This is a genomic window from Streptomyces zaomyceticus (genome assembly GCF_014656215.1).
In the GTDB taxonomy this organism is placed as follows: Bacteria; Actinomycetota; Actinomycetes; order Streptomycetales; family Streptomycetaceae; genus Streptomyces; species Streptomyces zaomyceticus.
Window position 1 is genome coordinate 1 of sequence record NZ_BNBZ01000064.1, and the last position, 12934, is coordinate 12934.

Here is a 12934-nt window from a genome sequence, read left to right on the forward strand (position 1 = left end):
TGGTGAAGGCGGGTGGTGCGTATGTGCCGGTGGATGTGGAGTATCCGGCGGATCGTGTGGCGCAGATTCTTGGTGATGCGCGTCCGGTGATGGTGATAGACGATCTGTCGGTGCTCGCGGAGGCGGATGGTTTCGCTGATGATCCGGTCGCGGTGTCTGTTTCTCGTTCGCATCCGGTGTATGTGATCTTCACGTCGGGTTCGACGGGTCGGCCGAAGGGTGTGGTGGTCGAGCATCGTTCGGTGGGCGCGTATCTGGAGCGTGCTCGCGCGGTCTATGGAGATGCTTCGGGTTCCTCACTTCTGCATTCTTCGGTTGCTTTCGACCTGACGGTGACGGCTCTCTATACGCCGTTGGTGTCGGGTGGCTGTGTGGTTCTCGGTGATCTCGATGAGAACGCGGGTACGGGTTCCACGGGTCGGCCTTCGTTCATGAAGGTGACGCCGTCGCATCTGGGTCTGCTGGAGGCTCTGCCGGCGCAGATGTCTCCGTCGGGGACGCTGGTCACGGGTGGTGAGGCGCTGGTGGGTGAGGCGCTCGCCTCCTGGCGGGACCGTCACCCCGATGCCCGGGTCGTGAATGCGTATGGTCCGACCGAGGCGACGGTCAACTGCACCGATTTCTGGGTCGAGCCGGGCGCTGTGGTGGGGTCGGGTCCGGTGCCGATCGGCCGTCCGTTCTGGAATACCCGCGCCTACGTCCTGGACAGCCGTCTGCGGCCGGTGGCTCCGGGTGTCGCGGGAGAGCTCTATGTCGCGGGTGTTGTTCTGGCTCGTGGTTATTGGGAGCGTCCGGATCTGACGAGTGAGCGTTTCGTGGCGGATCCGTTCGGTCCGGCCGGTGCGCGGATGTATCGCACGGGTGATGTGGCCCGGTGGAATGCCGAGGGTCAGCTGGTGTATGTCGGCCGGGTCGACGACCAGGTGAAGGTGCGGGGATTCCGTATCGAACTCGGTGAGATCCAGGCCGTCGTCTCCGCTTACGACAGCGTTTCGCGTGCCGCTGTCGTGGTTCGCGAGGACCGTGCGGGGGATCAGCGTCTGGTCGGCTATGTCGTGGGTTCGGCGGACGGCCTGCGGGAGTTCGTCGCTCAGCGTCTGCCGGACTACATGGTCCCCTCCGCCTTCGTCGAACTCGACGAGCTGCCGCTGACCTCCAACGGCAAGCTCGACCGCAAGGCTCTCCCCGCACCCGACTACGCCGTCGAGTCGGCCGGCCGCGCCCCGCGCTCGCCGCGTGAGGAGATCCTCGCGGGTCTCTTCACCGAGATCCTCGGTCTCGCTTCCGGCGCCGTCTCGATCGACGACGACTTCTTCCAGCTCGGCGGACACTCCCTCCTCGCCACGAAGCTCGTCAGCCGCATCCGTACCGTGCTCGGTGTCGAGATGGGCGTCCGGCAGCTCTTCGACACCCCCACCGTCGCCGGCCTCTCCGCCGCCCTCGACCACACCGGAGGCGCCACCAGGGAGGCCCTCACCGCCGTCGTCCCCCGGCCCGTCCGCGTACCCCTCTCGTACGCCCAGCAGCGGCTGCGTTTCCTTCAGCTCCTCGACGGCGACAGCACCGCCTACAACGCTCCCGGCGCCCTGCGTCTCAGCGGTCCTCTCGACCGCGAGGCGCTGCGGCTCGCGCTCGCCGACGTGGTCGCCCGGCACGAGAGCCTGCGGACGGTCTTCGCCGAGGACGACGAGGGTTTCGTACAGCATGTCGTTCCGGCGCGCGAGGCCCCCGTCGGCTTCGAGGTGCGGGACGTCGACGAGGGCCGGCTCGCGGCCGAGCTGCTCGCCGCGGCCCGTCACCTCTTCGACCTGTCCTCCGAACTCCCGCTCCGTGCCACGCTGTTCGCCCTCTCCGAGGACGAGCACGTCCTGCTGATCCTGCTGCACCACATCGCGGGCGACGGCTGGTCCATGCGCCCGCTGGCCCGTGACCTCGCGACCGCCTACACCGCGCGGACCACCACGGGCGAGGCGCCCGGCTGGGAGCCGCTGCCCGTGCAGTACGCGGACTACAGCCTCTGGCAGCGCGAACTCCTCGGCTCGGAGGACGACCCGGGCAGTGAGATCTCCCGGCAGCTGACCTACTGGAAGAGCGCCCTCACCGGGCTTCCCGGTGAGCTCCCGCTGCCCGTCGACCGGCCCCGGAGTGCCGAACTGTCCAGCCATGGCGGCCAGGTGACGTTCCGTATCCCGGCCGCCCTGCACCAGGAGTTGTACGCGCTCAGCGGCCGTACCCGGTCCAGCCTCTTCATGGTGCTCCAGGCGGCGCTCGCCGGGCTTCTCACCCGGCTGGGAGCGGGGGAGGACATCCCGATCGGCTCGCCGATCGCCGGGCGTACCGACACCGCCGTCGAGGAGCTCGTCGGCTTCTTCGCCAACACCCTGGTCCTGCGCACCGACACCTCGGGCGACCCCGACTTCACCGAGCTCGTCGCCCGGGTCAGGGAGGCCGACCTCGCGGCCTATGCGCACCAGGACCTGCCGTTCGAGCGGCTCGTCGAGGCGCTCAACCCCGAGCGGTCCCTCTCCCGTCACCCGCTCTTCCAGGTCGGTCTGACCCTCCACAACGCCGACCCGCGCGCCACCGTCGCCGAGGTCGCCCGGCTGCCGAGGCTCGACGTGAGCCTGGAGCGGCTGCCCATCGAGGACACCAAGTTCGACCTCAACTTCGAGCTGACGGAGAGCTTCGACGCGTCGGGCCGGCCGGCCGGAATCGTCGCCGACCTGGAGTACAGCACCGGGCTCTTCGACGCGCCGTCGGCGCGTTCGACGGCGGACCGGCTGGTGCGGCTGCTCACCGAGGTGGCGGCCGACCCGGCCCGGCGGCTCTCCGCCGTCCCGCTGCTCGACGAGACCGAGCGCGCCGTGGTGGTGGGGGAGTGGAGCTCCGCCGAGCGCCCCGAGGTGGCCGAGGTCCTCGGCCGGGCCGGACTGCCCGCCGGGCTCACCGTGACCCGCGCCTGGGTCCTCGACGACCGGCTGAGCCCGGTCCCTCCGGGGGTGCCCGGCGAGCTGTACGCGGCGGGCGACGGCCCCGCTCCCACGGACGTCGCCGCACAGAACTCCACCGGCGCCCTCCCCGGGGCCGCCTGGCTCCTGCCCACCGGCCGTACCGCCCGCTGGACCCACGACGGCACCCTCCGGCTCGCGCCCGCGGCGGACGACACCGCCACGTCCGACGGCGCGCCGGACACCGCCGCCGCCCTCGCCGGTACCGTCCACGCGGCCCGTTCCCGGGCGCCCCGCAGCCCTCTGGAGCAGATTCTCCGCACCCTCTTCGTCGAGGTCCTCGGGGTGCCGGCGGTCGGCATCGACGACGACTTCTTCGACCGCGGCGGCCACTCCCTGTCGGCCGTGCGGCTGCTCAGCCGTGTCCGTTCCGTCCTCGGTGCGGAGATCTCGATCCGTACCTTCTTCGAGAACCCGACCGTCGCCGGACTCGCCGAGGCCGCCGCCCGCGCCACCGGCGCGCGCCGCCCGCTCGCTCCCGCCGAGCGTCCGTCCCGGCTGCCCCTCTCGTACGCCCAGCAGCGTCTGTGGTTCCTCCACAACCTGGAGGGGCCCAGCGCGACGTACAACATCCCCGTCACCCTGCGACTGACCGGCTATCTGGACCGGGCCGCCCTGCGGCAGGCCCTCACCGATGTCGTCGTACGCCACGAGAGCCTGCGGACCCTGTTCGCCGAGGACGGCTCCGGGGCGCGCCAGGTGGTCCTGCCCGCCGAGCACGCACGGCCGCAGCTCACCGAGGAGGAGGTCGCCGCCGGGGAGCTGGACGCCCGGGTCCGCGCCGCCGCCTCGTACGCCTTCGACCTGCGGGCCGAACTTCCCGTCAAGGCATGGCTGTTCGGAACCCCGGCCGGAGAGCGGACACTGACGCTCGTCGTGCACCACATCGCCGGCGACGGCTGGTCGATGGGTCCCCTCGCCCGCGACATCTCCCGCGCCTACGCGGCCCGGGCCCGGGGCGAGGCGCCCGTGTGGGACGCGCTGCCCGTGCAGTACGCCGACTACACGCTGTGGCAGCGGGAGGTCCTCGGCTCCGAGGCCGACCCGGAGAGCGAGATCTCGCGGCAGCTCGCCTACTGGAGCACGACGCTCGCCGGGCTCCCGGAGGAGCTCGAACTGCCCACCGACCGGCCCCGCCCGCCGAGCCAGTCGCACCGCGGCGGCCGGGTCGCCTTCGAGGTCCCCGCCAGTCTGCACGCGGCCCTCGCCGACCTCGCCCGCACCACCCGCACCAGCCTCTTCATGGTGCTCCAGGCGGCCCTCGCCACCCTGCTCAACCGGCTCGGCGCAGGCGCGGACATCCCCATCGGCACCCCGATCGCCGGCCGCACCGACACCGCGGTCGAGGAGCTCGTCGGCTTCTTCGTCAACACCCTCGTCCTGCGCACCGACACCTCGGGCGACCCCGACTTCACCGAACTCCTCGCCCGCGTCCGTGAGACCAACCTCGGCGCCTACGCCCACCAGGACCTGCCCTTCGAGCGGCTCGTCGAGGTCCTCAGCCCCGCCCGCTCACTCGCCAGGCACCCCCTCTTCCAGGTACTGCTCGGCCTCGACAACAACCAGGAGGCCCTGGACGTCCTGCGCCTCCCGGGCCTCACCGTCGACGTACGGGCGCCCGAGACGGGGCGCGCCAAGTTCGACCTGGCGTTCTTCCTCGACGAGACCTACGGCCCCGACGGCACCCCGACAGGGCTGCACGGAGCCGTCGAGTTCAACTCCGACCTCTTCGACCGGAGCACGGCCACCGCCTTCGCCGAACGGCTCCTCCGTCTCCTCGGCTCCGTCGCCGACGACCCGCGGCGCCCCCTCGGCCGGCTCGACGTCATGACCGACGACGAACTCGCCACCCTGGAGCGCCGCAACCGGACCGCGCACGCCACCCCGCCGCGCTTCGTCCCCGAACTCGTCGAGGGCCGGGCGGCCGACGTCCCGCACGCCACGGCCGTCATCTCCGAGGCCGTCACCCTGTCCTACGGGGAGCTCAACGCCCGCGCCAACCGGCTGGCCCACCACCTCGCCGCCCGGGGTGTCGGCGCCGAGGACATCGTCGTGATCGCCCTGCCCCGCTCCGTCGACATGATCGTCGGCCTGCTCGCCGCGCTGAAGACCGGCGCCGCCTACCTCACCCTCGACGTCAAGGCCCCCGAGCAGCGGCTGAGGGCCGTCCTCGACGACTGCCGCCCCGCCGCCGTCCTCACCGACACTGCCCACCGGCCCCTCCTGGGCGAGGCCCACTCCGGACGGACGCTCGTCCTCGACACCGAGGACACCGGCCGGCTCCTCGCCGCCGCCCCGGACACCGACCTGACGGACGCCGACCGGATCCGCCCCCTGGACCCGCGCCACCCCGCGTACGTCGTCTACACCTCGGGCTCCACCGGCACCCCCAAGGGGGTCGTCATGCCGATGGGTTCCCTGATGAACCTGCTGGCCTGGCACACCGGCACCTACTGCGGCGGCGTAGGCACCCGCACCGCCCAGTTCTGCGCGGTCTCCTTCGACTTCGCCGTCCAGGAGATCCTCCAGGCGCTCGTCGTCGGCAAGACGCTCGTCCTGCCCGAGGAGGAGACCCGGCTCGACGCCTACGAGCTGGCCTCCTGGATCGCCCGCTACGGCGTCAACGAACTCTTCGCGCCCACCCTCGTCATCGACGCCGTCCTCGCCGCCGCCGCCGACACCGGCGAACGCCTCGACTCGCTCACCGACATCTTCCAGGGCGGCGAACAGTTCCGGCTCAGCGGCGACCTGCGGGCCTTCTGCACCACCGGCTGGCGCCGGATGGCCCACAACATCTACGGCCCCGCCGAGGTGGCCGCCATCACCTCATCGACCCTCCCCGACGACATCGACGAATGGCCCGGCTCCGCCCCCATCGGCGAACCCATCTGGAACGCCACCGTCCACGTCCTCGACGAGCGGCTGCGCCCCGTCGCCCCCGGCGTCCGCGGCGAGCTGTACATCGGCGGCGGCCAGATGGCCCGCGGCTACCAGGGACGGCCCGACCGCACCGCGGAACGGTTCGTCGCCTCGCCGTTCGGACCCGTCGGCTCCCGCATGTACCGCACCGGTGACGTCGTCCGCTGGAACAGCGCCGGAGAGCTGGAGTTCCTCGGCCGCTCCGACCACCAGATCAAGATCGGCGGCTTCCGCGTCGAACCCGGCGAGGTCGAGGCCGTCCTCGCCGAGCACCCCGCCGTCGACACCGCCGCCGTCCTCACCCGCGAGGACGCCCCCGGCACCGTACGCCTCGTCGCCTACGTCGTACCGGAGCAGCTCCACCCGGACGCCGACCCGGACCTCGCGCGCACCCTGCGCAGCCACATCGCCGGCCACCTGCCCCACTACATGGTGCCGTCCGCCGTCGTCGTCCTGCCCGAACTGCCCCTGACCGCCAACGGAAAGCTCGACCGGGCCGCGCTCCCCGCACCCGCCGCCACCGGCGGCGACACCGCCGGCGAAGGTCCCCGCACCGACCGGGAGAAGGCCCTCTGCGGTCTCTTCGTCGACGTCCTCGGCGTCCCCCACGTCGGCATCGACGACGGTTTCTTCGACCTCGGCGGCGACAGCATCATGTCGATCCAGCTCGTCAGCAAGGCCCGCCGCGCGGGACTCGAACTGTCCGTCCGCGACATCTTCGAGCACCGCACCGTCGCCGCCCTCGCCCACGTCGTCACCGAGTCCACCGGCGTCGTCGTCGAGGAACCCGGCGCCGGCCTCGGAGAGGTCCCGCACACCCCGATCAACCACTGGCTCCTCGACCGCGCCGACGACCTCGACGCCTTCCACATGTCCGCCGTCCTCCAGGCCCCCGCGGGCCTCGCCCCCGACCGTCTCACCGGCGCCGTCCAGGCCCTCCTCGACCACCACGACGCTCTCCGCGCCCGGCTCACCCCCGGCCAGGACCGCCGCATGGAGATCACGGAACCCGGCAGCGTCGACGCCGCCGGCGTCATCCGGCACGTCGACGCCACCGGCCTCGACGAGGAGGCCCTCACCACCCTCGCCCGCGCCGAGGGCGAGGCCGCCCGGGACCGCCTCGACCTCGCCGCCGGACGCGTCGTCCAGGCCGTCCATGTCGACCGCGGACCCGACACCCCCGGACTGCTCCTCCTCGTCGTCCACCACCTGGTGATCGACGGAGTCTCCTGGCGGATCATCGTCCCCGACCTCGCCGAGGCCCACGAGGCCGTCGCCGCCGGACGCACCCCCGGACTCCAGGCCGTCGGCACCTCCCTGCGCCGCTGGGCGCAGCGCCTCACCGAGGAAGCCGCCAAGCCCGCCTGGGCCGCCGACGCCGCCTGGTGGCAGACCGTCCTGCGCACCCCCGACCCGCGCCTCGGCCGGCGGGCCCTCGACCCCGTCCGGGACACCCACGCCACCTCGGGACGCATCGAGACGACCCTCCCGGCGGACATCACCGAGGCCGTCCTCACCCGCGTCCCCGCGGCCTTCCACGCCGAGGTCAACGACGTCCTGCTCACCGCCTTCACCCTGGCCTGGACGCGCTGGCGCGGCGGCGGCGGACTCCTCCTCGACCTGGAGGGACACGGCCGCGAGGAGCACCTCGTCGACGGCGCCGACCTGTCCCGTACCGTCGGCTGGTTCACCAACCTCTACCCGGTACGCCTGGACACCGGCCCCGCCGACCTCGCCGAGGCCTTCGACGGCGGCCCCGCCGCCGGAACCGCCCTCAAGACCGTCAAGGAACAGCTGAGGGCCGTCCCCGACAAGGGCATGGGATACGGACTCGTCCGCCGCCTCAACCCCGACACCGCGACCGGGTTCACCGGACTGCCCGAACCGCAGGTCGCCTTCAACTACCTCGGGCGCTTCGCCACCGGAGGCAGCGGCCCCGTCGCCGACTGGACGCCGCTCAGCGGCATCGACGTCGTCCCCGGAGACCCCGCCCACCTGCCCCTCGCCCACCCCCTCGAACTCAACGCCCGCACCGAGGACGGCCCCGGCGGCTCCCGCCTGGTCGCCTTCTGGACCTGGGCCGAGGGCATCCTCGACGAAACCGACGTCCGCGCGCTCGCCGACCTCTGGTTCCGGGCCCTCGAAGCCCTCGTCACCCACGCACGTGACCCCCTCGCCGGCGGCCTCACCCCCTCCGACCTGTCCCTCTCCTCCCTCACCCAGGACGAGATCGACGACTTCGAGGACGAGTTCGACGACCTGTTCGACGACTCCGACGGCGACGACCCCACCGGCGGCGAAGCGTTCGCCGCACTCGACGACGTACACGCTCCCGAAGACGAAGAAGAGGCCCAGAAGTGAGTCGCACCCCGCGGAAGATCGAGGACATCCTGTCGCTGGCCCCGCTCCAGGAGGGCCTGCTCTTCCACAGCGTCTACGACGAGGAGGGCCTCGACCCCTACGTCGTCCAGATCTCCTTCGACATCGAGGGCGCCCTCGACACGGCCGCCCTCCGCACCGCCGCACAGGCCCTGCTCGCCCGCCACGCCAACCTGCGCGTCGCGTTCCGGCAGCGCAAGAACGGCGACTGGGCCCAGCTCGTCATGCGCGAGGTGCCACTGCCCTGGACCGAGACCGACCTCACCGGCCTCCCCGAGGACGAGCGAGGAGCCGCGGCCGACGCCGCCGTCGCCGCCGACCGGGCCACCCGCTTCGACGTCACCCGGCCCCCGCTGCTCCGCTTCACCCTCCTCAGGACGGGCGCCGCCGTCCACCGCCTCGTCCTGACCAACCACCACCTCCTCATGGACGGCTGGTCGCTTCCCGTCCTCATGGGCGAGCTCTTCGCCCTGTACGACAACGGCGCCGACACCGGCTCCCTGCCCCCCGCCCGCCCCTACCGCGACTACCTCGCCTGGCTCGAACGACAGGACAAGGCCGCCGCCCGCGACGCCTGGCGCGAGGCCTACGCCGACCTCGCCGAACCCACCCACGTCGCCCCCGACGCCGGCCGGGCCGCCGTCGCCGGCGCCGAAGTGCAGACCGTCCTCGACAGCGAAGCCACCACCGCGCTCGGCGAGATCGCCCGCGGCCGCGGACTCACCCTCAACAGCGTCGTCCAGGCCGCCTGGGCCATCGCCCTCAGCACCCACACCGGCCGCGACGACATCGTCTTCGGCACCACCGTCAACGGCCGGCCCCCGGAGATCGACGGCGTCGAGCGCATGGTCGGCCTCTTCATCAACACCCTGCCCACCCGCGTCCGGCTCCGCCCCGCCGAGCCCCTCGCCGCGCTGATCACCCGCGTCCAGGACGAACAGGCCCGGCTCACCCCGCACCAGCACCTCGGCCTCGCCGAGGTCCAGCGGGCCGTCGGCCACGGCGAACTCTTCGACACCTCCATGGTGTTCCAGAACTACCCGGTCAGCCGCACCGGCGCCGCCGGCACCGGCATCGGCGCCGCCATCAGCCTCGTACCCGGCAAGAACCGCGAGGCCACGCACTACCCCCTGCTGCTCATCGCCTCCGCCCGCGACACGATGCGCTTCCGCCTCAACTACCGGCCCGACGTCTTCGACGCCGCCACCGCGCAGCGGGTCCTCGACCGCTTCGGCCGCGTCCTGCGCGGCCTCGTCGCCGACCCCGACCAGCCCGTCGGCCGCCTCGCCCTCCTCGGCGAGGACGAGCGCCACGACGCCCTGATCCGCTGGAACGACACCGCGCGCGACGTCCCCGAGGACATCACCGTCCTCGACCTCTTCCGCGAGCAGACCGCCCGCACCCCGCACGCCGCCGCCGTCACCGGCAGCGACGGCACCCTCGACTACGCCGAGCTCGACGCCCGCTCCAGCCGCCTCGCGCACCTCCTCGTGGCCCGCGGCGCCGCCCCCGAACGGTTCGTCGGCATCGCGCTGCCCCGCACCACCGAGATGGTCGTCGCGCTCCTCGCCGTCCTCAAGACCGGCGCCGCCTACCTGCCCGTCGACCCCGACTATCCGGCCGAACGCATCGAGTTCATGCTCGACGACACCCGGCCCACCCTCCTCGTCACCACCCGCGACCTGGCCGGAGCCCTCCCCGACACCGGCACCCCGCGCCTCCACCTCGACGACCCGGAGCTCGCCGACGCGCTCGCGGCCCAGCCCGCCACCGCGCCCACCGACGCCGACCGGCACAGCCCCCTGCGGCCCGCCCACCCGGCGTACGTCATCTACACCTCAGGCTCGACCGGCCGCCCCAAGGGCGTCGTCATCGAACACCGCTCCCTCGGCGCCTACCTCCAGTGGGGCCGCGACGCCTACCCGGCGATGACGGGGACCTCCCTGCTCCACTCGCCGATCTCCTTCGACCTCACGGTCACCGCCCTCTACACGACGCTCGTGTCCGGCGGCCTCGTCCGCGTCGCCGAACTCGACGAGACCACCGCGGAGGGCGCCACCCCCACCTTCCTCAAGGGCACCCCCAGCGTCCTCGCCCTCCTGGAGGCGCTGCCCGCGGACGTCTCCCCGAGCGGCCTCGTCATGCTCGGCGGCGAACTCCTCCTCGGCGAGGTCATCGACCGCTGGCGGGCCCGCCGCCCCGAGGCCGACGTCCTGAACGTGTACGGAGCCACCGAGGCCACCGTCAACAGCGTCCAGTACCGCATCCCCGCCGGCGCCCCCTCCCCGACCGGCCCGGTCCCCGTCGGCCGCCCGTTCTGGAACACCCGGGTGTACGTCCTCGACAGCGCCCTGCGGCCCGTCCCCGCCGGAGTCCCCGGCGAGGCCTACATCGCCGGCACCGGTCTCGCCCGCGGCTACTGGCACCGCGCCGGACTCACCTCCGAGCGCTTCGTCGCCAACCCGTACGGCCCGCCCGGCTCCCGCATGTACCGCACCGGCGACGTGCTCCGCTGGAACCACGACGGACTCCTCGAGTTCGTCGGACGCGGCGACGGCCAGGTCAAACTCCGCGGCTACCGCATCGAACTCGGCGAGATCGAGGCCGTTCTCGCCGCCCACGACCACGTCACCCAGGCCGCCGTCCTCCTCCGCGAGGACCAGCCCGGCGACAAGCGCCTCGTCGCCTACGCCGCCACCGGAGGCCGCCCCGTCACCCCCGAGGACCTGCGGGCCCTGGCGGCGGAGCAGCTGCCCGAGTACATGGTGCCGTCGGCGTTCGTGACGCTCGACGCGTTCCCCCTGACCCCCAACGGGAAGCTGGACCGCAAGGCCCTGCCGGCACCCGAGTACGGGACCGGATCGGAATCGGCCGGGCGCTCGCCGCGCTCGCCGCGCGAGGAGATCCTCGCGGGTCTGTTCGCGGAGACGCTGGGTCTGACCCACGCCGTCTCGATCGACGACGACTTCTTCCGGCTCGGCGGACACTCGCTGCTCGCGACCAAGCTCGTCAGCCGCATCCGCAGCGTCCTCGGCGCCGAGATGGCCATCCGCCAGCTCTTCGACACCCCCACCGTCGCCGGCCTCTCCGGAGCCCTCGACACCGGCAACGCCGGCGCCCGCCCCGCACTCACGGCGGCGGCGCCGCGACCGGACCGCATCCCCCTCTCGTACGCCCAGCAGCGCCTGTGGTTCCTCAACAGGTTCGAGGGCCCCAGCGCCGCCTACAACTCCCCGGTGGCCCTCCGCATGAGCGGCAGCCTCGACCGCGACGCCCTGCGGGCGGCGATCGGGGACCTCACCGGACGGCACGAGAGCCTGCGGACGGTGTTCGCGGAGGACGGGGAGGGAGCGGCCCACCAGGTGGTGCTGGGCGCCGGCGACGATGCCGCGACGGGTTCCGGGGCCGACATCGGCTTCACGGTCGTCGAGGTCGACGAGGCCGGGCTCCGGGACGCCCTCCTGGCCGCCGCCCGCCACACCTTCGACCTCACCCGTGACACCCCCCTGCGCGTCTGGCTCTTCGAACTCGGCGCCGACGAGCACGTCCTGCTCCTGCTCACCCACCACGTCGCCACCGACGCCTGGTCCCGCGCCCCGCTCGCCCGCGACCTGACGACGGCGTACACGGCCCGCGTCTCGGGCCGTGCCCCCGCCTGGCAGCCGCTGCCGGTGCAGTACGCGGACTACAGCATCTGGCAGCGCGAACTCCTGGGCACCGGTGACGGCGCGGACGGCGAACTCGCCCGTCAGCTGTCCTACTGGCAGAAGACCCTGGCCGGCCTCCCCGAGGAGCTGGCCCTCCCCTTCGACCGACCGCGCCCGGCCACCGCCTCCCACGAGGGCGACACCATCACCTTCGAGCTGTCGCCGGAGCTCCACGAACGCCTGGGACGGCTGTCCCGCGATCACCGGGCCAGCCTCTTCATGGTGCTGCAGGCGGGTCTGGCGACGCTGCTGAGCAGGCTCGGCGCGGGGGAGGACATCCCTCTGGGTACGCCGATCGCGGGTCGTACGGACGATGCTCTGGACGATCTGGTCGGGTTCTTCGTGAACACGCTGGTGCTGCGGACGGACGTGTCGGGTGATCCGACGTTCGCGGAGCTGATCGAGCGGGTGCGTGTGGCGGACCTGGAGGCGTACGCGCATCAGGATCTGCCGTTCGAGCGGCTGGTGGAGGCGGTGAACCCCGAGCGGTCCCTCGCCCGGCACCCCCTCTTCCAGACCATGCTCAACCTGAACAACGCCGGCCCGGTCGAAGCCCTCGACGAGATCGCCAAGCTGCCCGGCCTCACGGTCCGCCACGAGCCCCTGGAGACCAACCGCGTCAAGTTCGACCTCGGCTTCTCCTTCGCCGAGTCCCACAGCACCACCGGCACACCCGGCGGCCTCCGCGGCGCCCTCCAGTACCGCACCGATCTCTTCGACCGGGTGACGGCGCAGGGGATCGCGGATCGTTTCGTGCGGGTGCTGGGTGAGCTGTCCGCCGATCCTGCCCGTCCTGTGGGCGATGTCGAGGTGCTCGATGTCGTGGAGCGGGAGCGGGTGTTGGTGGGGTGGAACGGTGAGGTCCGTGATGTGCGGGATGTGTCGCTGCCGGTGTTGTTCGCGGAGCAGGTGGCGCGGACG

Annotated in this window: 2 protein-coding genes; both read left to right on the forward strand. The window is 72.6% G+C overall.

The features are described 5' to 3' along the window. The coding region (locus IE311_RS37270; RefSeq protein ID WP_457853433.1) for an amino acid adenylation domain-containing protein at window positions 1-8288 on the forward strand (8288 nt) is incomplete at its 5' end. After that, on the forward strand, window positions 8285-12934 hold a 4650-nt coding region (locus IE311_RS36285; RefSeq protein WP_189836173.1), incomplete at its 3' end, for a non-ribosomal peptide synthetase. The genes IE311_RS37270 and IE311_RS36285, both read left to right, overlap by 4 nt.